This is a genomic window from Deferrisoma palaeochoriense (assembly GCF_054656955.1).
The window spans coordinates 23036-44975 of record NZ_BAAHXI010000010.1 but is presented as its reverse complement, the minus strand read 5'-3'; the positions used below and the strand labels follow the sequence as shown (position 1 = coordinate 44975).

Here is a 21940-nt window from a genome sequence, read left to right as displayed (position 1 = left end):
CGAAGGGCTTCGGGGCGTGGGGCCTGCTGGAGCGCCGGACGGAAGCCGGATGCCGCACTCTCACACGACCGGAAGCAGGCGCCACGCCCGGGCGGGCACCCGCGCCCGGCAATGCGTTTGAAGGCATTCGTATCCTCAAAGGCCCAGGTAAGCGGCCCGAAGCCGCTCGTCGTCCAGGAGTTCCCGGCCCGGCCCCTCCACCACGATGCGGCCGGACTGGATCGCGTACCCCCGGTCCGACAGCTCCAGCGCCTCCCGCACGGTCTGCTCCACCAGGAGGATCGTGACCCCTTGCCCCTTGAGCGCGGCCACGGTCTCCAAGACCTCGTCCACCAGTTTGGGGGCGAGCCCCAGGGAGGGCTCGTCGAGCATGAGGATCTTGGGGTCCGACATGAGACCCCGGCCGATGGCCACCATCTGCTGCTCGCCCCCCGACAGGGTGGCGGCCGCCTGGTTCCGGCGTTCCCGCAGCCGCGGGAACAGGTCGTACACCCGCTCCAGGGAGGCCCGGATCTTGTCCTCGTCCCGCACGATGTAGGCGCCGAGCTTTAGATTCTCCTCCACCGAGAGGGGGCCGAACAGCATCCGTCCCTCGGGCACGTATACAACCCCCAATCGGACGATCTCCTCGGTGGGGAGCCCCACGAGGTTTCGGTCCTCGAACCGCACCTCGCCGTCGGCCACCGGCGCCGCCCCCATGATCGCCTTAAGAAGCGTGGATTTCCCCGCCCCGTTTGCGCCCACCACGCAGACGGTCTCTCCTCGCTGAATCTGCAGATCAATGCCGTGGAGCACGGTGAGCTTGCCGTACCGGACCACGAGCCCTCGCACTTCGAGCAAGGGGGAACTCATGATGCGCCTCCCTCGAGGTACCGGGCGGCGTACTTCTCCCCCAGATAGGCCCGGATCACGGCCGGGTCGTGGGCCACCGCCTCCGGGGGGCCCTGGGCGATCACGCGGCCGGAGTCCAAGACGATCACCCTATGGCTCAGGTTCATCACGAGCTCCATCACGTGCTCGATCACGATCAGGGTGACCCCCAGTTCCTGGTGCACGTGGCGGATCGCGCCCATGAGATCCTGGATCTCCCCGGGATTCAACCCCGCGGCCACCTCGTCCAGCAGCAGCAGCCTGGGCTCCGTGCCGAGCGCCGTCGCGAGGGCCACGGTCTTCTGCCCGGCCACCGGCAGGTCCCGGATCGGAGTGCCGGCCAGGTCTGCAAGCCCCAGAAAGGACAGGAGTTCCCCGGCCTTCGCCCGTGCCTTCGAGGGGGAGGCGGTGCGGGCGAAGCAGCCCACCATCACGGTTTCCAGCACCGAGAGGTCGCCCGTGGCCACGAAGTTCTGGAACGTTCGTGCGATTCCGAGGCGGGCGATTTTGTGGGGCGGAAGCCCGGTGATGTCCCGCCCGGCGAACCGGACGGTGCCCCGGTCGGGCTTGTGAAACCCGGTGAGGCAGTGGAACAGGGTCGTCTTGCCGGCGCCGTTGGGGCCGATGAGCCCCAGGATCTCCCCTTCCGAGAGGTCGAAGGAGACGTCCTCGTTCGCCCGCAGGCCCCCGAACTCCTTGGTCAGGTTCCGGACCTCCAGGAGCGGTCTCATCCGGCGGTCTCCCGTTTTGCGCGGTAGCGCTCCACCATTCCCCAGATGCCCCGGGGTTCCACGGCCGACACCACCATGATGATGAGGGCGTAGAGGATCAGGTCCATCCCCACGAGGCCGGCCCGGGCGCCGAACCACTCCTTGAAGTAGCTCTTCAAGGGAATCAGGATCCCCGCCCCAATGATCGGGCCCCAGAGCGACCCGGCGCCCCCGAGCATCGCCATGAGCGCGATCAGGATCGAGAGATCCAGGCTCATGGTGTCCTCGGGTTCGATGTTCTTGATGTAGCAGGCGTGGAACGAGCCCACCAGGCTCACGAAGGCGGTGGCTATGGCATAGGTCTTCACCTTGGCCCAGTGGACGTCGATCCCCAGCGACCGCGCCATGTCCTCGTTGTCCTTGATGAGCCGCAGTTGATAGCCGAGCCGGGATTTACGAAACGCGTTCATGTACAGGACCCCGGCGAAGAAAAACACAAGGATCACGTAGTAGTAGTACACGTCGTCCTTGAAGATCAGGTGCCAGAAGTCCGGGGTTTCGAACCGGTGGGCCGGGATCTCGAGCCCCCGGGCCGCCCCCACGAAGTCCCACACCTCGAAAAGATCTTTGAGAACCAGCGACGCCGCGATCGTGGCGATGGCAAAGTAGTGCCCCTTGAGCCGGAACAGGGGGTAGCCGATGGCGAATGACCACAGGACCGAGAACCCCATGCCCACGGGCATCGACACCCAGAAGGGCACGTCCCAGCGCACGAGGCACACGGCGGTGGTGTAAGCCCCGATCCCCACGTACTGGGCCTTCCCCAGGTCCACCTGGCCGCCGTAGCCGCCGATGGTGTTCCAGCCCATCCCGTAGAGGGAGAACATCAGGAACTGGATCATCGTGGCCATGGCGAAGGACGACGCCGGCAGGAGCGGGAACGCCAGCAGGAACACCGCCACCACCCGGGATACCCAGCGCTCGGCGGGCCGAAAATCCGAAAAATCGAGGGCGGCCCTCAGTGCTTCCATCCGAACAACCCCCGCGGGCGGACGATCATGATGACGAAGTAGGCCAGATACACGAAGGTGTACTTGAACGAGGTGATCGGCACGTCGAGCATCCACTCCCACTCGGTGGCGTAGGACACGAAATCCCAGATGCCGGGGATCTCCATGATCAAGCCGACGACGATCCCGGCGGCCAGCGCCCCCGGCACGCTCCCGAACCCCCCGAGGGCGACGATGGTGAACGCGATCATCGTGAACAGGAGCCCCACGTACGGGTTCACGGCCCAGAAATTCACGATGAGGGCGCCCGCGATGGTTACCGTGGCACCCCCGATGCCCCAGGCCAGCGCGTTCATGCGCTCGGTGGGGATCCCCATATACCGGGCGGCCTGGGCGTTGAGCGCGGTGGCGGTGAGCGCTTTGCCCAGCCGGGTCCGGTTCATGAGGAGCCACACGGCGGCGAACGAAACCACCGAGAGCGCGGCGGCGGCGAGTTTGGTCGCGGGAACGATCACGCCCATGCCGAAATCCACGCTTTTCCCCACCAGAAGCCCGGTGTGGACCCCCCGGTCCTCGGACCCGAAAAAGAGCAGGGCCAGGTTGCGCAGAAAGAGCATCAGGCCGAAGGTGCCGAGGAGTTGGGCCACCATGGGGCCGCGCAGGAGAAACCGAACGAACCCCCAGTAGCACGCGATCCCCAGGAGGTACCCCACCACAGCGGCCACCGGGATGCCCACCAGGGGATCGAGCCCGGTGGCAGCCGCGGTGAGGAGCCCGGTATACATCCCCAACATCAGGAACTCGCCGTGGGCGAAGTTCACGATGTCCATGACCCCGAAGATGATGGTCAGGCCGAGCGCCACCAAGGCCAGCACCATGCCCAGCAGGACGCCTGCCACCAGAGAGCTGATCAAAATATCCATGGGCTACGCCGGTGCGAGAACGGGAGACCGCCGGGCACCCCGGCGGTCTCCACGGGGTTGGGGCCCTACTTCCAGCCCGGGAAGGGGTAGATCATGTCGGCCGTCGCCAGGTCGAACGGGTAGACGATCTCGAGGGTGATCTCCCCCTTGTCGTTCTTCTGATACTGGCCGATCAGGCCCGATCCGAGGACGTTCTGCCCCATCTCCGAGCCGGTGTTCTCGAAATCGATGCCGGCCCAGGGCACCACGAGCTCGGAGCCCGGGATCACGATCTCGTTGGCGGCCTTCTGGATGGCCTTGGGGTCGGTGGACCCGGCCTTGTTGAGCACGTGGTACCAGGCCTGGAGGCCGGTGAAGGCCCGGGCCGAGGCCCCGCCGAGGTCGTGGCCGGTGCGCTCCTTGTAGAGCTTGTTCACCTGGCCGGCCACCTTCTTCACCTCGGCGACCTTGGGCAGGAACACCGTGCGGGTCAGCACGCCCACGATGTCGTCTTTGAGGGTTTCGCGGAACTCGGGCTTCTCGAACCCGGCGTCCTGGCCCCAGATCACCTTGGGCGCGGCCCGCTGGGCCTTGAGGGTTTTGACCATGAGGATCGCGTCCGAGGTGTACGAGGCGAACAGATACACCCCGGCCCGGGACGCCTTAAGGGAGCGCACCTCGCTCGACAGATCGGCCGACTTGGCCGCGTACAGGATGGACTTTCGGACCTTGAACCCGTACTCCTTGGCGAGTTCCTCGATCAGCCCGGACACGTGGGAGCCCCATTCCGTCTTTTCGCAGGCCGAGGCGATGGTCCCGATCTCGTCCTTCGGGACCGCGGGCACGCCCCGCACCTTGCCCTCGGTCAGGCCTTTCAGGAGCTCGAACAGGTCCTTGGTGAACCAGCGGTCATGGGGGGTGGTGCGCCAGAACCACTTGAACCCGCGCTCCGTCAAGGCCGGCGACGTGGACGAGCCGTTGATCATGGGCACCCCGTACTGCTCGCACACCGCGCTCACGGTCTTCGTGACCGAGCTGTGGTAGCACCCCAGGATCCCGTCCACCTTGTCGTCGAGGATGAGCTTCTTGGCGAGGTCCGCGCCCAGGGTGGGGTTGCCCTCGTGGTCGCGGATCAGCAGTTCGATCTTCGCCCCGCCGAGACCGGGGATGCCCGCGGATTTGGCCATCTCCATGTCGATCCCGGGCATCACGTTGTTGATGATCTCGGCGGCGAGTTCCACCCCGGCCCGGAGCTCCCGGCCCGCCGCCGCGGCCCCGCCCGTGAGCGGGTAGATCACCCCGATTTTGACCACCTTGTCGGCCCCCCGGGCCGGCGCGGTCCAGAGGGGCGCGAGGAGCATGGCCGCCGAGAACAACAGGGTCGTGAAGAACGTTCGGGTTCTCATGTCCTCCTCTCCTTTCCGGCGCAGCGCGCCGCGTTCCGTGGGGGGCAACAGGGGCCCTTCCGAACCCACCGGCGGTCAAAAGACCGCCCACTCCCGGTCCATCCGGTCGGTCACCAGCATGCAGCCCGGCGCGTGGGTGATGGCGAGCTCGGGCCGGGCGTTTCGCAGCGCCACCTGGGGTGTGACCCCGCAGGCCCAGAACACCGGGACCTCCCCCTGCCGGATGTCCACCGGGTCCCCGAAGTCGGGGCGGGCGAGATCGGCGATGCCCAGGCCCGCCGGGTCGCCCACGCGGACCGGGGCCCCGTGGACCCCGGGGAACCGGGAGGTGATCTGGACCGCCCTCGGCACGAGGTCGGCGGGAATGGGCCGCATGGTGACCACGAGGTTCCCCCGGAACCGGCCCGCGGGCTCGCAGGGGATGCCCGTTTCGTACATGGGCACGTTCCGGCCCATCTCGACGTGCCGTACGGGGACCCCGGCTTCCAGCAGGGCCGACTCGAAGGTGAAGCTACACCCCAGGAGGAAGGTCACGAGGTCGTCCCGCCAGAGATCGCGGATGTTCTGAACCTCGTGGACCTCGGCCCCCCGAAACACCCGGTACCGGGGGCAGTCGGTCCGCACATCCGCGCCGGGGGCCAGGTAGGCCGGCTCGGTCTGCCCGGGTTCGAGCACCTCGAGCACGGGGCAGGGCTTGGGGTTTCGCTGGCAGAACAGGAAGAACTCGAACGCCCAGGCCGCGGGCAGGGTGACCAGGTTCACCTGGGTGTAGCCGGGGCACAGGCTCGCGGTGGGGGCGGTCCAGTCCCCGGACCGGCAGAGTCGGCGGAGTTCCCTGGGGGAGTTGGGGGTGGCCGAGCGCTTCACGAAACCCTTCCGATCGGGCGGAGGAAGGACGCGCCCCATTCATGACAGACGAAGGAATGGTTGTCAAGAAACGCAGTTTGACTGTGGGTCGCGGCGCCCCCCGCCGATCCGGGGCGACCGCGCCCGGCGATGTGTGATAGGATTCACAGCTCGGGGTGACGGACGCGGCCGGAGCCTATGTCGTCACCCGCAACGGACGAAGCAGCGACCCGTCGGTCGCGCCCGGACCGCGGCGGGAAGAAGAAAGAGCTTTACAAGACCGACCAGTCGGGAGTGATCCGCCCATGGAACTCTTCACGAAAGCCGCCCATCTCACGGCCCTGATCGCCTACGTTCTGGGCGCCCTCCTGTGCGCGGCCGCCCGGGAACGGAGGAACTCGGTCGGGAAGGTCGGCCTCGGTGCGGCCGTGCTGGGGTGGCTCGTTCAAGCTGGGCTCCTGGGGGTTCGGTGGGGGAAGGCCGGGTATCTGCCGGTCACGGGGCTCTTCTCCACGCTCCACTTCCTTGCCCTGTGGCTCGTGGGCATGGCGCTCTATTTCGCCTGGCGGTACCGGGCCCGGGGGCTCTTGCCCGGGGCCCTCGGGCTCGGGGCGGCGGCCCTGTGGGGGGCGTCCTACGGATCCATGGACCTCCAGCCCCTGAGCCCCGCGCTCGACACCCCGCTCTTTCTGATCCACGTGGCCACCTCGTTTGCGGCCTACGGGCTCTTCGGGCTCGCCGCGCTCGTGGGCGCCTACCGGGCCCTGGGGCTTTCGGGGTCCGGCCTGGGGGAGGAGCGCCGGATGCTCGACGAGTGCCTGTACCTGGGGTATCTCCTGTTCACCTGGTGCATGGTGGCCGGGAGCCTGTGGGCCTACCTGGCCTGGGGATCCTACTGGACCTGGCGGATCAAGGGGCTGTGGTCCACGATCGTGTGGTTTTTCTACTCGGCCGTGATCCACGTGCGCCACCGGCCGGCCTGGCAGGGGTGGCGGCTCAATGCGCTCACCATCGGCGGGTTCGGCCTGGTGCTCTTCACCTTCCTCGGGCTCGGGCTCCTGTTCGAGACCTCCCACCCGTTGCGGTAGGGGGAAAGGGCACCACGGAGTACCCGGAGAAAAGGGGGCAAAGGGTGGGACCCCTCCGGCCGGGACAGGCGGTGACGTTGGCCTTTGAAGGCTCTTGGCCGCCTAGCCGCCAAGCAGCCCAGCCGCCCAGCGGAACTCCCATCAAAGGAGCATCATCGTGAAACGCCTGCTCCAGAGCCTTTGGAACCTCGCCGTGGCTCCGGGCACGTTTGTGGTGCTGAGCGTGCTGTGGTGCCTGGACCTCGCGGCGGGGTCGATCCTTGCGTACCGGGCCGATCCCCGGTTCTGGATGAAGATGGACGCCGTGCCCTTCAACGTGTGGCTCCGGGAGGCGGCGCCGGCCCAGTGGCCCGGTTCGTGGTGGGTGTACGGCCTCGTCGTTCTGACCTACCTCGTGGTGGCGAGCCTCGTCCTTTGCACCCTGAACTGGTTCTGGCGGCGGCGCCAGGGGGTGCGAGGGCTCGCGGAGGTCCTCGTGCACCTGGGATTTTTGCTCATCTTCGTCGGGTTCGTGCTGGGCAGCGGGTTCGGTTCGCGGGCCCAGGGACTGCGGGTGCCGGTGGGGGCGGAGGCCGGGGCCGCGGGAACGCCCTACCGCCTCCGGGTCGAGGCCGTGGAGCCGGTGCCCGGACCGGACGGGAGGCCCTGGGACGTGCAGACCCGGGTCAGCCTGTGGCAGGGGGAGGCCAAGGTGGCGGAGGGTGCGGTGCGCACGAACCATCCCCTGATCCACGGGACCACCGTGGTGTATCCCCAGGGGGTGCAGACCGTGGTGCGGGGCGCCCGGGTGGCCACCACCCGGGGCACGGCGGAGGTTTCGGTGGGAGGGGAGGTGGAACTGGCCCCGGGGTTGCGGCTCGCCGCGGTGGGCGCCCTGAGCCCGGGAGAGCGATGGGGCCCGTATTTTGGCCCGGGGGTGCTCGTGGAGGTGCGCGCGGGCGGCGGTGCCGCGGGCCGGGTCTTCCTTGCTCCGGGCATGGGACCGACCCGGGTGGGGGACCTGGGGCTTCGGCTCGTGGACCTGGATCTCGAGCCCAACGGCGTGTACAACGTACACCAGGACCCAGGAGTATGGTTCGTGTTGGTGGGCGCGGTGCTCCTGACTCTGGGCACCATCTGGGCCGCCGCGCTCTACTTCGCCCGCCGGTCCCTGACCCCGGCCTAGCTCCCTTGGCGTTTAGCAAGAGATGTGAAGTATTGTTGCAGAAGAGCAGAAGACCCTTGTGCTTTTTGCTTCCTAGCTTCCTAGCCTTCTAGCTTTCTAGCCGAAAGGAGCCACTCCCATGACCCATCTCGACAAAGGAAAGTTCGCGAAGAAGCATCCGCCCGAACGAAAGCCCCGGCCGGAGGTGGCCGAGGCGGTGCGCAAGCGGGCCGAGGGAGGGGAGATCGCGTGCGCGGCGGCGTTCGCCGTGGCCGAGGAGTGCGGGGCGACACCGGCGGAGGTGGGGCTCGCCATCGACCTCCAGGAGATCTCGATCGTGAAGTGCCAGCTGGGGCTCTTCGGGTATCCGCCCAAGCGGAGCATCGTGGAACCCGCCGCGTCGGTGGATCCGGACCTGGAGGCCGCGATCCGGGCCGCCCTCGTGGACGGTCGGCTTCCCTGCGCCGAGGCGTGGCGCATCGCCGCCGAGCGGGGGATCGGCAAGATGAAGGTCTCGGAGGCCTGCGAGGCCCTCGGGATCAAGATCTCGTCGTGCCAGCTCGGCGCGTTCTGACCCTCGGTCCCCCGGCCCGGCGCATCGCCGGGCCGGGGAGAACACAAGATCTTGTGTTCGAGGCCACCAGAGCCACAGCACGTTGTGTTTTCTCCTTTACTTTCCCCCCCCGATCCCGTAGCATGCCGGCGTCGCCTCCTCCCCTGACGTCGGATGGAGCCGGATGAAGCTCAAAAAGCTCGACCTCTGCGGCTTCAAGACCTTCCCCGAACCCACCCAGATCGTGTTCCACGACGGCATCACGGCCGTGGTGGGGCCCAACGGGTGCGGCAAATCGAACATCATCGACGCGATCCGCTGGGTCATGGGCGAGACGAGCGCCAAGGGGCTCCGCGGCGACGCCATGACCGACGTGATCTTCAGCGGCAGCGACTCCCGGAAGCCCCTGAACCTGGCCGAGGTCACCCTGACCCTGACCGAGGTGGAGGGCGCGCTCCCCGAGAAGTTCGGCAACTACCACGAGGTGGCCATCACCCGGCGGCTCCACCGGTCGGGGGAGAGCGAGTACCTGATCAACAAGGTGCCCTGCCGGCTCCGGGACATCATGGAGCTTTTCATGGACACCGGCGTGGGGCGCCGGGCCTACTCGGTGGTGGAGCAGGGGCGGATCGACGCGATCCTGTCGGCGAAGCCCGAGGAACGACGGTCGCTCATCGAGGAGGCGGCCGGCATCACGAAGTTCCGGGCCCGCAAGGAGGAGACCCGGCGCAAGATGGAGCACGTCCGCCAGAACCTGGAGCGGATCGGGGACGTGATCGGCGAGGTGCGCCGGGAGATGAACGCCCTCAAACGCCAGGCGTCCCGGGCCGAGGCGTTCCGGAAGCTCCGGGCCCAGCGCCGGGAGGGGGAGCGGGCCCTCCTGGTGTTCGAGTGGTCCGGGCTCACCGAGCGCCTGGCCGCCTGCCGCGACCGGGTGAAGGGACTGGAGGCCCAGTTGGTGGAGGCCCACGCCGCCGTGAGCCGGACCGAGGCCGAGGTGGAGGCGGCGCGGTTCGCCCTCCTGGAGAGGGAGAAGGGGCTCGAGGGGGTCCAGAAGGGGGTGTACGAGGTCCGAAACCGGATCGCCCAGGCCGAGGAGCGCTCGTCCTTTCTGCGGCGGGAGATCGACGCCCTGGCCGAGCGGGCGACCGCGGCCGAGACCGAGGCGGCCGACCTCGTCCGGAGGCGGGAGGAGCTGGCGGCCGAGGCCGAGGCGGTCCGGCGGGAGCTCTCGGAGTTGGAGCAGAGCCTGGAGGGCCGGGAGGGGGTTCTGGAAACCCTGGAGGGGGAGCACGAGGCCGCCCTCGAGGCCCAGCGGGAGGCCGAACGGGCCCTGGAGGCCCGCCGGCGCGAGGTGCTCCAGGCGCTCTCCGAGGTCACCCGGCTGGGCCACGCCCTCGACCACGCCGCCCGGCAGGAGTCGGACGCCCAGCGGCGCCTGGCCGAGGCGAACCGGACCGAGGCCGAGGCCCGGGAGCGGCTGGCCGAGGTGGAGGCCGAGATCGAGCTCCGCCAGGGGGAGCTCCGCCGGGCCGAGGCCGCCCGGGACGAGACCGCGGCCGAACGGGCCCGGCTCGAGGAGGCCCTGCGGGCGACCCGTAGCCGGCGCGAGCAGGCGAACCGCCGCGCCGAGGAGCTGCGCCGGAAGCTCCACGGAGACGAGTCGCGGCTCCAGAGCCTGGAGCAGCTCAAGAATCGGTTCGAGTGGTACGCCGAGGGGGTCAAGGAGGTGCTGGCCCAGGCCCGGGCCACGGGCCGTAACGGGGTGCGCGGCGTGGTGGCCGACATTCTGGCCGCGCCGCCGGAGTACGAGGCCGCCCTCGAGGCGGCCCTGGGGGAGCGGCTCCAGTACGTGATCGTGGAGGATCCCGACCGGGGGCTGGAGGCCGTGACCCACCTCAAGGAGCGGCGGGCCGGCCGGTCAAGCTTCGCGCCGGTGGAGCTCCGGCCGGGCCTGGAGCCCGTGTTTCCCCCGGCCGGCGCGCCGGGGGCCCGGGGACGGCTCCTGGATCTCGTCGAGGTGGCCGAGGGCTACGAGGCGTTCGCCCGGGGGCTCCTGGGCGACGTGTTCGTGGTGGAGAGCCTGGAGCACGCCGTGGGGCTGTGGCGGCAAAACGGCATGCGGGCCACCCTGGTGACCCTCGACGGCGACACCGTGAGCCCCGAGGGGGTGATCTCGGGGGGCGCGAAGGCCGGGGAGCAGGCCGGGCTCCTCCGAAAGAACCGCGAGATCCGGGAGCTTCGCCGCACGGTCGAGGCGCTCCGGCGGGACCTGGAGGCGGCCGAGCAGGAGGTGGAAACCCTCGATGCCGAGGCCGCGCGTCTCGAGGCCGAGGGGGAGGCCGCCCGGGAGGAGGCCCACCGCCAGGAGCTCCAGGTGGTGCACCTGGCGCGGGACCTGGAGCGGCTCGCCGAACGGCGCGAGCGGCTGGTGGAGCGCTGCGAGGGGATCGCCTTCGAGCGCGAGGAGCTCCTCGAGGCTCAGGAGCGGTTTCGGGAGGAGCGGCTGCGCCTCGAGGCCGAGCGGCTCGAGGCGGCGGAACACCACCGGCGGGCCGAGGAGCAGGCGGAGGCGCTGGAGGCCGAGGTGGAGGCCCTCCGGGAACGGGCCCGGGTGCTCGGGGCCCGGGTGACCCAGCAGCGGGTGCGGGACGCCGCGGACCGGCAGCGGCACCGGGGGCTTCAGGAGCGGATCCGCACCCTCGTGACGAGCCTCGAGAACGTGGACCGCCGCCGGGAGAAGCTCGCGGCCGAGGCCGAGCGGGCCCGGGCCGAGCGGGCCCAGCGGTTCGAGGAACTCCGCCAGGTGCTCGCGTTTCTCGACGTCGCCCGGCGGGAGCTCGAGACCGCCGAGGGCTCGGCGCGGGAGGCGGCCGAGGCCCTCGACACGGCCCGCGCCCGGGTGGGGGAACTCGAAAAGGCCGGCGCGGCGGCCCGGGCCCGGCTCGGGGAAGTCCAGGAGGCCCACAACGCCGCCGCCCTGGAGCTTCGGGAGCGGGAGGTGGAGGCCCGGACCCTGGCCGAGCGGTTCCGGGAGAAGACGGGCGAATCCATCGACGAGGCCGCCCGGGAGGGCGTGCCCGAGGGGTTCGACCCGGAGGCCACCCGGGCGCTCCTGGAGGACCTCGACCGCAAGCTCGCGGGGTTCGGCGAGGTGAACCTGCTCGCCATCGAGCAGTACGAGGAGCGCAAGGAACGGTTCGAGTTCCTGGAGCGCCAGCGCGAGGACCTGGAGGGGAGCCTCCGGTCGCTCCAGGAGGCGATCCGGAAGATCGACCGGGAGAGCCGAAAGCGGTTCGGGGAGACCTTCGAGAAGGTCCGCGAGGCCTTCCGGGAACTCTATCCGAAACTCTTCCGGGGCGGGGAGGCCGAACTCGTCCTCACCGAGCCCGAGGACCTCCTCACCACGGGGATCGACATCGTGGCGCGGCCCCCCGGGAAGCGCCCCCAGAACATCAGCCTCCTGTCGGGCGGCGAGAAGGCGCTTACGGCCGTCGCGCTCATCTTCGCCATCTTCCAGGTGAAGCCGAGCCCCTTTTGCATCCTCGACGAGGTGGACGCCCCGCTCGACGAGGCGAACATCGGCCGGTTCACGGAGCTCCTGGCCGAACTCAAGACCCGCTCCCAGTTCGTTATCATCACCCACAACCGCTCCACCATGGAGGCGGCCGACCACCTCTACGGCGTCACCATGTCCGAACCCGGCGTGAGCCGGGTCCTCTCCGTCAAACTCCACGACGAAGCCCCGGCCGAGGCGGCCTGACAAAGCGGGGGCGACCCGACCCCGTCTCCGTGGGCTTTTCCCCGGACCCTGGGCCATCCGGATCGGCCGTGGTATGGTTCCCCCAGGTCGGGGCGAATGGGCTGTCGGCGGAAAGGTCGCGCGTGCCGGAACTGTGCCGCTTCTTTGGAATCGTGATTCGGATGTTTGCCGAGGTCGGGGAACCGCACCACGTCCCGCATTTCCACGCGTACTATCAGGACCACGTGGGCGTGTTCGGCATTGACCCGGTGGAGCTGGTGGCCGGGTTCTTGCCGCGCCGGCAGCGGCGGCTCGTGGAAGCGTGGGCCGAGCTACACCAGGAGGAGCTGATGGAGGACTGGCAGCGTCTGCAGCAAGGGCGACGCCCGTTTCCCATCGAGCCTTTGCGGTGAGGGTGACGATGACGCACGGCATTTACAAGGTGACCGAACTGGTTGTGGAGGGCCCGTACACCTTGCGGTTGCGGTTCGACGACGGCGCGGAGGTGACGATCGATTTTCGGCCCGTGTTGGAGGGGGAGGTGTACGGAGAACTGAAAGACCCAAAGGTGTTTCGGCAGGTTCGGATCGACCCGGAGGCGCACACCCTCGTGTGGCCGAACGGCGCGGATTTCGATCCCGAGACCCTTAGGAACTGGGACACGTACCTCCCGGCGCTCGCCGAAAGGGCGAGGCGCTGGGCGTCCCGGGCGGCTTGATGTGGAGGGCGGCACAATGACCGAGACGATCCAACGCTTTCTGGACGCCGTGGAGACCTGCGTGCGACCGCTGACGAAACCCGTGGGCATCCGGCTCGCCGCGGAAGGGGAGGCGGCCCCGCCCAAGACGAAGCGGCCGCTCGAGCACCTGAAACGGCGGATGACCGTGTGCCAGGGGCTCACGGCGGCCCGCACCCTGGGCTGGACCATGGCCTTCGGGGCGGACGACCACGGGTGCCCCATGCCCAAGGTGTTCGCCGGCCACATCCCCCCCGACCGGCTCCTGACCGGCCAGGTGGCCGATTTCTACCAGGCCGACCCCGAGGTGGCCCGGGCCATGGAGGCGAGCTACCCCCGCTGGCCCGAGGGGCGGTACCGGGAGATCTGGCTCGCCCCCCTGGACCGGTGCGCGTTCGAGCCCGACGTGGTGGTGGTGTACGGGAACCCGGCCCAGGTTCTGGCCCTGATCCAGGCCGCGAACTTCGGGGTGGGCACCGGGGTTCGCTCCGTGAGTTCGGGCCGGTTCGGGTGCTCGGCCTGGATCGCCGGGGTGGCCCAGTCGGGGGAGTGCACCTACCTCGTGCCGGGGCCGGGGGAGCGGGTGTTCGCGGGCACCCAGGACCACGAGATGGCGTTCGCCGCGCCCGCGGGCGCCCTGGACCGGGTGGCCGCCGGGTTGAACCACGTGCGCCGGGGCGGGGCCTACCGCTACCCCGTGCCCAACCTGGCGGCCCTGAGCGAGCCCCAGATGCCCCCCAAGTACTACGGGATCGACCCGACCCACGCCCCGGACTGACGGGACGGACCGAACCGAGGAAGGCGGTTTTATTTAATGAAACCGCCTTTTTCTTGACAAGACGGTTTGTGTGCGAAATATTGGGCCGGCCGGCGGGGGCGGAAAGGCGCGCGCATGGACGGGTCGGCCCGAGGGGGGAAGGGCGAGTGGGGGCACCGGGGCTGGTGGGTGCTGGGGAGCGCCGTGTTCGTCCTGTTTGCGATCGGGGCGGTGCGGTTCTCCTATGGGGTGCTCTTCCGGCCGATGATCAAGGAGTTCGGCTGGAGCCGGGAGGTGGGCTCCTGGGCCTACTCGGCGAACATGTGGTGCTTCGCCCTCACCATGCCCCTGTCCGGGGCCCTGTACGACCGGTTCGGGCCCCGCCGGCTCCTGGGGTTCTTCGGCGGGCTTCTGGTCGCCGGGGTCGCGCTATCCGCGGCGGCCACCTCCCTGGGGCCGTTGGTCGTGGGGTACGGCTTCCTGGCCGGGGTGGGGTTCGGCGGACTCGGCCCCACGCTCCTGGCGAGCGTGGTGGGGCGGTGGTTCGCGGGCCGCACGGGACTACTTATGTCGCTTGGGTTCGCCGGCATCGCGGCGGGCCAACTCACCCTGCTTTCCCCCGTGGCCTGGGCGGCCGAGGTTCTGGGATGGCGGTGGGCGCTGGGGGGCCTCGCCGTCCTCTTGATCCTCGCGGTGGGCCTGGCCCTGGTCTTCGTGCACGACGAACCCGCCGCGTTCGGCCTCGGCCGGGTGGGGGAGGGGAATCCGCAAGGCCCGCGGCCGTCGCCCGGTGGCGAAGGGGCCCGGATGGGCCGGGCCGGGGCGGTGGTTACGGCCGCGTTCTGGGTCATCTGCGCCGTCTACGCGATCTGCGGCTTCACCGACTTCCTCGTCGATCTCCACGTGGTCCCCCTTCTCCTCGACCGGGGCGGAACGCTCCTCGCCGGTGGCGCGGTCAAGGCGGTCATGGGGGCCGCCTCGTTCTTCGGGGTGCTCCTGTCCGGGTGGCTCGCCGACCGCATGGACGAGCGCGTTCCCCTGGCCGCGTCGTTCGCCCTGCGGGCCCTCATCTTCGCAGGGGTCCTTCTGCTCCCGGGGTTGGGGCCGGCCGTGGGGTTTGCCGTGTTGTACGGGTTTTCGTTCATGGCCTCGGCCCCCATCACCACGGTACTGGTGCGAAAGCGCTACGGGGTGGCGAACATCGCGCTGCTGACGGGCACCGTGACCTTCGTCCACCACGCCGCCGGCGGACTGGGTGCGTTTCTGGGAGGCGCGGTGTTCGACCGGTTCGGCTCCTACGGGGCGGCCCTGGCCCTGGCCGGGGCGCTCTCGGCCGCGGCGGCCGGGCTCAGCCTGGCGATCTCCCGGGCCCGGGGGGAGGGCGCGGGGGCCGCCTAACCCGGCCCGCCCCCGCGCAAAAAGGAGAGATCCGTGCTGTTTCGGGAGTGCCTGTGTTTCGCGCTGGGCAAGGTGACGCGCCAGATGGCCCGCGCCTACCGCGAGCGGCTCGAGCCCTACGGCCTCACCCAGCCCCAGTTTTTCCTCCTCATCGCGCTCTATGAGGAGGACGACATCCCCATCTCGCGGCTCGCCGAGGCGGTGGCGCTCGACAAATCCACCCTGACGGGCATCCTCGACCGGCTGGAGCGCGACGGGCTGGCCGAGCGGGTGCCCACCCCGGAGGACCGCCGGGTGGTCCACGTGCGGCTCACCCCGAAGGCCCGGGCCCTGGAGGGGGAGTTGCGGCGGATCTACGAGGAGACGAACCGGGCGTTTCTCGTCCGGCTCACCGACGAGGAGCGCCGGGTGCTGGACCGGGTGGTGGCGAAGTTCGAGGAGGTGCCCCATGGGTGAGCGGCGGGTCCACTACGGCTGGGTCGTCATCTTCACCGGGCTCCTCGTGACCATTGGGGCCCACGGGTTCGGCCGGATGTCCTACACCCTGATCCTGCCGGCCATGAAGGACGGGCTCGGGTTCACCTACACCCAGTTGGGGCTCCTCGAGATGGGGAACTTCGTGGGGTATCTGGTGATGGCCCTGGTGGGGGGCATGCTGGCCGCCCGGTTCGGGCCCCGGCGGGTCATCGCCTCGGCCCTGGTCCTCATGGCGCTCACCCTCGCCGGCATGGGGGTGGCCCGGGGGTTCGGGTTCGCCCTGGCCATGCGCACCCTCACGGGGCTCGGGAACGGGGCGGCCTACGTGCCGGCCATGGCCCTCGGGGCGGCGTGGTTTGCGCTTCGGCTCCGGGGGCTCGCGACCGGGATCGTGACCGCCGGGATCGGGGCGGGCACGATGATCGCGGGGCTCATCGTGCCGCCGATCCTCAAGGCCGGCGGCCCCGAGGGCTGGCGCACGGCCTGGTTCGTGCTGGGGGCGGCGGTTCTGGCGATCGCGGCGGTGGCTGCGGCGCTCCTTCGCACGAGCCCGGCCGAGGTGGGGCTTCGGCCGATCGGCGAGGATCCGGCGGTCGCGCCGCCCGCCGGCACCCCGGGAGGGCGGGCCCGGGTGCTCCAGTGGGGGCTCGTGTACCGCCAGCGAAAGGTCTGGTACCTGGGGTTCGTGTACTTCATGTACGGGTTCTCCTACATCATCTACGTGACGTTCTTCGTGGCCTACCTCGTGAAGCAGCGGGGGTTCGGCACCGGGGAGGCGGGGGGGCTGTGGGCGCTGGTGGGGGCCCTGAGCACGTTCTGCGGGCTTTTGTGGGGCGGCATCTCCGACCGGATCGGCCGGGCCCGGGCCACGGCCCTGGCCTACACGGTGCTCGCCTTCGCCTACGGGGTGTATGCGCTGAGTTCGGGCCGGTTCGGCCTCTACCTTTCGGCCGTGGTGTTCGGGGTGACGGCCTGGAGCGTGCCGACGATCACGGCCGCGGCCGCCGGCGACTACGTGGGGCCGCGGCTTGCGCCCGCCTGCCTCGGGTTCATCACGCTCTTTTTCGGGATCGGCCAGGCCCTGGGGCCGGCCGTGGGCGGCGCCCTGGCCGACCGCACCGGGAGTTTCGTGGCCGCGTTTGCCCTGGCGGCGGGCGTGTCCCTTTTGGGCGCCGCGCTCTCCCTGCGGCTTCCCCGGGCCGAGGGTGCGGGCCCATGAGCGCCGCCGAGCGCCCCGGCCGGCTGCCCCTGGGGCCGGTGCTGATCCTCCTGGGGCTGTCCCTGCTCTGGGGCGGCAACATGGCCGCCATCAAGATCGCGGCCCGCGACGTGGCCCCCGTGTTCCAGGCGGGGGTGCGCTCGGCCGTGGCGGCCGGGTGCCTGTGGGTGTGGATGCGGGTGGTGGGCCTCCCGGTCTTCCCGAGCCGGGCCGCCCTGGGGCACGGCGTGGTGGTGGGAGCCCTGTTCGGCCTGGAGTTCGGAGCGATCTACCTGGGGCTCAACTACACCTTTGCCTCCCGGGCCTACGTGTTTCTCTACACGCAGCCGTTTTTCACGGCCCTGGGCGCCCATTTCTGGCTCGGAAACGACCCCATGGACCGGCGGAAGGCCTTGGGTCTCGTGCTCGCGTTCGCCGGGGTCGTGGTGCTGTTCGGGAAGGACTGGGGCGAGGTGACCCTGCGGACCCTGCCGGGGGACCTCCTGCTGCTCTCGGCCGGGGCGCTGTGGGCCGCCACCACGCTCTACATCAAGCGGTATCTGACCGCGGTGGCGGTGCCGCTGCAGACCCTGTTCTACCAGGTCGGGTTCTCGGCGCCGCTCCTGTTTCTCCTGAGCGCCCTCCTGGAGCCCGCGCCGGTGCGGGGCGCCTCCGCGGCCGGGTTCCTCGCCCTGGCCTACCAGTGCGTGGTGGTGGCGTTTCTGAGCTATCTCGTCTGGTTCGAGCTCGTGCAGCGGTACCCGGTGAGCCTCCTAGCGGGGTTTACGTTCTTCACCCCGGTGTTCGGGGTGCTCGTGAGCGGGGTGTGGATCCTGCGCGAGCCGATCACCGCCGCCGTGTTCGTGGCCCTGGCCCTCGTGAGCGCCGGCATGGTGCTCGTGAACCGTCCCCGCCGGGCGGCGGACCTGCCGGTTCCGGAGTGAAGCGGGGCGGCTACGCGGCCAGGCGGCTGAAACCCTTTGGGATTCCAGAGTCACCTCCCTGCCCGGCCCGCGGGTCCCAACTCGGCTCTCCGCCAGCCCCCCACCCATGAGAGGCCCCGTTAGAAAGGAGACTGACCATGCGTAGTCGCTGGCCCACCCTGGGCACCGTGCTCAAGATGCATGCGCGCCACCACCCCGACCGGCTCGGGTGCGCCGACAAGAACCGGAGCTTCAGCTTCAACCAGTGGAACGAGCGGGCTTGCCGGCTGGCGAACGCGCTCGCCGGCGCCGGCGCGGGGTACGGCGAGCGGGTGGCCATGCTGGCCTACAACCGGGTGGAGTGGATGGACCTGTACGCGGCCTGCGCCAAAGGGGGGCAGATCGCGGTGCCCGTGCTCTTCCGGCTCGCGCCGCCCGAGATCGAGCACGTGGTGAACCACTGCGAGGCCCGGGTGTTCCTGGTGGAGGCGCCGTTCGTGGAGGCGGTCGAAAGCCTTCGGGACCGGCTGCCCACGGTCGGCACCTACGTGTACCTGGGCGACGGCCCCGCGCCGGCCGGCTACGTGGGGTACGAGGAGTTCCTGGCGAGGGGCCGGCCGGACGAGCCGGACCGGCTGGTGGACGCGGCCGATCCCTGGACCATCCTCTACACCTCGGGCACCACCGGAACGCCCAAGGGCGTGGTCCGGTCCCACGAAAGCTACGTGGCCCACTACCTCCTGAACAACGTGAACACCGGGGTACGGCCCGACGACAAGCCCCTCCTCGTGATGCCGCTGGCCCACGTGAACTCCATCTATTACTCGTTCTGCTACACCTACGTAGGGGCGCCGGTGGTCGTGTACAACGAGCGGAGCTTCGACCCCGAGGATCTCCTGCGCACCATCGCGGCCCACGGCGTCACCTTCACCTCGCTGGTGCCCACCCACTACGTGATGATCCTCGATCTCCCCGAGGCGGTGCGCTCCCGGTACGACGTGGGCTCCATCCGCCAGCTCCTGGTCTCCTCGGCGCCCGCCCGCCGGGAACTCAAGCTCGCCATGCTCGAGTACTTCCAGGGCGTGGAACTCTGGGAGGCGTACGGGTCCACGGAAACGGGGCTCGTGACCCTGCTCCGGCCTGAGGAGCAGTTCGAGAAACTCGGGTCGGTGGGCCGGGAGATCTACGGCATCGACGAGATCCGGCTTCTGGACGACGAGGGCAACGAGGTGCCGCCGGGCGAGGTGGGGGAGCTCTGGGCCCGCACGCCCCATATGTTCACCGAGTACTGGAAGGACCCCGAGCGCACCCGCAACGCCTTCCGGGGCCCGTGGTTCAGCCCGGGCGACATGGCCCGCCGGGACGAGGACGGCTACTACTATTTGGTGGACCGGAAGGCCAACATGATCATCACGGGCGGGGAGAACGTGTACCCTTCGGAGGTCGAGGCCGTGGTGGCCCAACACCCGGCCGTGCGGGACGTGGCCGTGATCGGGGTGCCCGACCCCAAATGGGGGGAGGCGGTGAAGGCCGTGGTGGTGCTCCGGGCGGGGTTTGCGGCCTCCGACGCGCTGGCCCGGGAGATCCAGGAGTTCTGCAAGGGCCGGATCGCCGGGTACAAGCGGCCGAAGATCGTGGAGTTCATCGCCGAGCACGAGATGCCCCGCACGGCCACGGGCAAAATCCTGCACCGGGTGCTCCGGGAGCGGGCCCGGACGGGGTAGGGGGGCAAGGAGCGACGGCCGGAGGTTGTTACCACGGAGGGCACGGAGGACACGGAGACTCAAGGGCCCTGGGGTTTCCGGCCGCGTCCTGATGGCGGACCTTCAGACCGGCGACCGAAGACCGACGACCGAAGACCGACGACCGAAGACCGAAGACCGATCTTCCTCGGAGGGAACGATGCGCATCGAACGACCGGCGGTGGTGGGGGTGGGGGCCACGGGCACCGTGCTCGCGGCGGCCCTGTTGGAGACGTGCCCCGAGACGATCCTCGTGGTGTCCAGGCCGGAAGCGGCCGAGGCCCTGCGGGCCCGGGGGCTGCGGGTGACCGGTGCGGTGGAGAAGGCGGTGCGGGTCGGGGAGGTGGTGGTGGGACCGGAAGGTCTCGCGGGCCGCGGGGCCGACGCCGTGTTCCTGTGCACCAAGACCTACGACCTCCCCCGGGTTCTGGACGCCCTGGAACCCGCGGTCCGGCCCGGGGAGACCGCCGTGGTGAGCTGCCACAACGGCCTCGGCACCGAAGACGACGTGGCCGAACGGTTCGGCGCGGAGAGCGCGTTCCGGATGGTTCTGAACTACGGGTGCGCCCGGCGCGGGCCCGGCGAGGCCGAGGTGGCGTTCTTCAACCCCCCGAACCATCTGGGGGCCGTGTCGCCGGCGGGCCGGGAGCGGGCGGCCGCCCTGGCCGGGGCCCTCACGGCCGGGGGGCTGGCCACCGAGGCCGTGGACGACATCGGCCTTTCCGTGTGGAAGAAGATGGTCATGAAGTGCACCATGGCCCCGATCTGCGCCCTGGCCGACATGACGCTCCGGGAGGCCCTCACGTCGCCGCCGAGCCGGCGGGTGGCCGATGCCTGCTTCCGGGAGGTGCTGGCCGTGGCCCGGGTCCTGGGATACGACCTCGGGGAGGAGTACCTGGCCCAAGTGGTGGCCTACCTGGAGAAGGCCGGGGTCCACAAGGACTCGATGTGCCACGACCTGGCGGCCGGAAAGCCCACCGAGATCGAATACCTGGGCGCCCGGGTCGTGGCCTACGGCGAACGCCACGGAATCCCCACCCCCACGTACCGGGTGCTCACCGACCTCGTGAGGGCGCTGGAGCAAAGCCGCCGCGGGGAGAAAGGCGGCTGACGGCCGAAGGCCGAGAATTATTCCACCACGGAGGGCACGGAGGACACGGAGGGGGGTGGAGGCGTTCCCGGGCCCTTGGGCCGGGCGCGGGAACGGAACCGCCGGGACCTTGCCCGGTGTGGGAGCGCCCTCCAAGGCGCGACTCGGGCCGTAAGGCCCGAAACGGCCGTGTCACAGCCCGGTTGGACCCGAGGGACCGTAGACGGTAGACCGCAGACTGTGGACCGAAGCTGCCGGAGGCGAGAGCGTGCGGGAACTGTGCGAGAACGTCTGGAACGTGGGTCATCCCCTCTTCGACGTGTACCTGGTGCGGGGCGGGGAGAGGGCCGCCCTGGTGGAGGTGGGGATCTCGGCCGTGGCGGGCCGGGTGGTGGGGAACCTCGAGCGCCTGGGCGTGGAGCCGGATCTCCTGGTGGTCACCCATCCCCACACCGACCACGTGAGCGGGCTTCGCCCTCTGCGGGAGCGCTACCCGGACGCCCGGGTCGTCGTGGCCCCCGGCGCCCGGGAGTTTCTGGCCCATCCCCGGGCCGCCGCCGGGTTCGGGGCCGAGGACCGGTTCATGGCCGAGGCGCTCCGGAGCCGCGGGGAGGACGGGGTGGGGGCCCCCGAGGCGGAACCGCCGGATCTTGGGGATGCCGACGTGTCCGCCGAGGGGGCTCGGATCGATCTCGGCGGGCTCACCCTGGAGTTCTGGGAGGCCCACGGCCACTCGCCCGGAAATCTCCTGATCCGTATCCCGGAGCGAAACCTGATTTTCGCCTCCGACTCCCTGGGGTTCCGGTACGGGGACGGCGGGTTCATGCCGCTGTTCTTCACCGGGTACGGCCCCTACCTGGAAACCCTGGCGCGGATCCGGCAGGCGGCGCCCGAGATCGTGGCCCTGGGGCACCAGGGGGCGCTGGCGGGAGAGGCGGCCCGGGACGCCCTGGCCGCGGCCGAGGGGGCCGCCCGGAGCCTGCGGGACCGGGTGCTGGCCCACGAGGGAACCGACGAGGCCCTGGCGGAGGCCCTTTTCGCCGAGGTGTACCGGGACGAGCTCACCTGCTACAGCCCGGAGAACATCCGGGCCTGCTGCGGGCTTTTGGTCCGCCGGGTGAGGCAGGGGTAGCAATCAGAAGCATCGTCGGATACGGGTGGGGGACTGGCTCCGACCGGGTGCGAGTGCGGCACCCATTTCGCCGCGCCTTCTCATGCCGCCGTCAGCCCGGTGGGCCGGGGCACGGGCAGCGGAAGTTCCGAACCTTCCAAAGCAATCCAAGCCTGGTGGGGCGCGGCGACGTGAGGGGCCGCACCCGGCTCTCCACCAGCCCCCCACCCGCGGGTT

At 70.1% G+C, this 21940-nt stretch carries 20 protein-coding genes; 14 read left to right on the top strand and 6 right to left on the bottom strand.

The window, feature by feature from the left end:
- Window positions 1-135 precede the first annotated feature (135 nt).
- From ACYQ8L_RS04555 to ACYQ8L_RS04530, 6 genes are all read right to left on the bottom strand, one after another.
- Window positions 136-852 (bottom strand): ABC transporter ATP-binding protein, encoded by a 717-nt coding sequence (locus ACYQ8L_RS04555; protein WP_459940587.1) that lies wholly within the window; start codon window positions 850-852, stop codon window positions 136-138.
- Window positions 849-1601, bottom strand: coding sequence for an ABC transporter ATP-binding protein (locus tag ACYQ8L_RS04550; protein WP_459940586.1), 753 nt, complete (start codon window positions 1599-1601; stop codon window positions 849-851). Before ACYQ8L_RS04550 ends, ACYQ8L_RS04555 begins: the two co-directional genes overlap by 4 nt.
- Window positions 1598-2611: a branched-chain amino acid ABC transporter permease gene (locus tag ACYQ8L_RS04545; protein ID WP_459940585.1), complete on the bottom strand. Its 1014-nt coding sequence runs from the start codon at window positions 2609-2611 to the stop codon at window positions 1598-1600. Before ACYQ8L_RS04545 ends, ACYQ8L_RS04550 begins: the two co-directional genes overlap by 4 nt.
- Entirely contained in the window at window positions 2599-3513 is a 915-nt protein-coding gene (locus ACYQ8L_RS04540; protein ID WP_459940584.1) for a branched-chain amino acid ABC transporter permease, read from the bottom strand. The genes ACYQ8L_RS04545 and ACYQ8L_RS04540 overlap by 13 nt, the downstream gene beginning before the upstream one ends.
- A 65-nt stretch (window positions 3514-3578) precedes the next feature.
- Window positions 3579-4898 carry an ABC transporter substrate-binding protein gene (locus ACYQ8L_RS04535; RefSeq protein WP_459940583.1) on the bottom strand — a complete coding sequence of 440 codons (1320 nt, stop codon included), beginning with the start codon at window positions 4896-4898 and terminating at the stop codon, window positions 3579-3581.
- 75 nt (window positions 4899-4973) lie between these two features.
- Window positions 4974-5765 (bottom strand): putative hydro-lyase, encoded by a 792-nt coding sequence (locus ACYQ8L_RS04530; protein WP_459940582.1) that lies wholly within the window; start codon window positions 5763-5765, stop codon window positions 4974-4976.
- Window positions 5766-6049: 284 nt separating this feature from the next.
- Here ACYQ8L_RS04530 and ACYQ8L_RS04525 point away from each other — a divergent pair, with 284 nt between their 5' ends.
- The 14 genes from ACYQ8L_RS04525 to ACYQ8L_RS04460 all read left to right on the top strand — a co-directional run bounded on the left by ACYQ8L_RS04525 (window position 6050) and on the right by ACYQ8L_RS04460 (window position 21724).
- Window positions 6050-6832: a cytochrome c biogenesis protein gene (locus ACYQ8L_RS04525; protein WP_459940581.1), complete on the top strand. Its 783-nt coding sequence runs from the start codon at window positions 6050-6052 to the stop codon at window positions 6830-6832.
- A gap of 157 nt (window positions 6833-6989) precedes the next feature.
- Window positions 6990-7997 (top strand): cytochrome c biogenesis ResB family protein, encoded by a 1008-nt coding sequence (locus tag ACYQ8L_RS04520; RefSeq protein WP_459940580.1) that lies wholly within the window; start codon window positions 6990-6992, stop codon window positions 7995-7997.
- Window positions 7998-8115: 118 nt separating this feature from the next.
- Entirely contained in the window at window positions 8116-8550 is a 435-nt protein-coding gene (locus ACYQ8L_RS04515) for a hypothetical protein (protein WP_459940579.1), read from the top strand.
- Between the two features lie 163 nt (window positions 8551-8713).
- A complete protein-coding gene (gene smc, locus ACYQ8L_RS04510) occupies window positions 8714-12292 on the top strand; it encodes a chromosome segregation protein SMC (protein ID WP_459940578.1) in 3579 nt (1192 codons plus the stop codon).
- A gap of 122 nt (window positions 12293-12414) precedes the next feature.
- Window positions 12415-12684 (top strand): DUF4160 domain-containing protein, encoded by a 270-nt coding sequence (locus ACYQ8L_RS04505; RefSeq protein ID WP_459940577.1) that lies wholly within the window; start codon window positions 12415-12417, stop codon window positions 12682-12684.
- A gap of 8 nt (window positions 12685-12692) precedes the next feature.
- Window positions 12693-12989 carry a DUF2442 domain-containing protein gene (locus ACYQ8L_RS04500; RefSeq protein WP_459940576.1) on the top strand — a complete coding sequence of 99 codons (297 nt, stop codon included), beginning with the start codon at window positions 12693-12695 and terminating at the stop codon, window positions 12987-12989.
- A gap of 16 nt (window positions 12990-13005) precedes the next feature.
- A complete protein-coding gene (locus tag ACYQ8L_RS04495) occupies window positions 13006-13785 on the top strand; it encodes a DUF169 domain-containing protein (protein WP_459940575.1) in 780 nt (259 codons plus the stop codon).
- Window positions 13786-13899: 114 nt separating this feature from the next.
- Window positions 13900-15162: an MFS transporter gene (locus tag ACYQ8L_RS04490; RefSeq protein WP_459940574.1), complete on the top strand. Its 1263-nt coding sequence runs from the start codon at window positions 13900-13902 to the stop codon at window positions 15160-15162.
- A 33-nt stretch (window positions 15163-15195) separates the two neighbouring features.
- Window positions 15196-15618, top strand: a complete 423-nt coding sequence (locus tag ACYQ8L_RS04485; RefSeq protein WP_459940573.1) for a MarR family winged helix-turn-helix transcriptional regulator — start codon at window positions 15196-15198, stop codon at window positions 15616-15618.
- A complete protein-coding gene (locus tag ACYQ8L_RS04480; RefSeq protein WP_459940572.1) occupies window positions 15611-16858 on the top strand; it encodes an MFS transporter in 1248 nt (415 codons plus the stop codon). Before ACYQ8L_RS04485 ends, ACYQ8L_RS04480 begins: the two co-directional genes overlap by 8 nt.
- Window positions 16855-17781: a DMT family transporter gene (locus ACYQ8L_RS04475; RefSeq protein WP_459940571.1), complete on the top strand. Its 927-nt coding sequence runs from the start codon at window positions 16855-16857 to the stop codon at window positions 17779-17781. The genes ACYQ8L_RS04480 and ACYQ8L_RS04475 overlap by 4 nt, the downstream gene beginning before the upstream one ends.
- 137 nt (window positions 17782-17918) lie before the next feature.
- Entirely contained in the window at window positions 17919-19484 is a 1566-nt protein-coding gene (locus tag ACYQ8L_RS04470) for an AMP-binding protein (RefSeq protein ID WP_459940570.1), read from the top strand.
- A gap of 178 nt (window positions 19485-19662) precedes the next feature.
- Window positions 19663-20613: a ketopantoate reductase family protein gene (locus tag ACYQ8L_RS04465; RefSeq protein WP_459940569.1), complete on the top strand. Its 951-nt coding sequence runs from the start codon at window positions 19663-19665 to the stop codon at window positions 20611-20613.
- A gap of 247 nt (window positions 20614-20860) precedes the next feature.
- Window positions 20861-21724, top strand: a complete 864-nt coding sequence (locus tag ACYQ8L_RS04460) for an MBL fold metallo-hydrolase (RefSeq protein WP_459940568.1) — start codon at window positions 20861-20863, stop codon at window positions 21722-21724.
- Window positions 21725-21940: the final 216 nt, after the last annotated feature.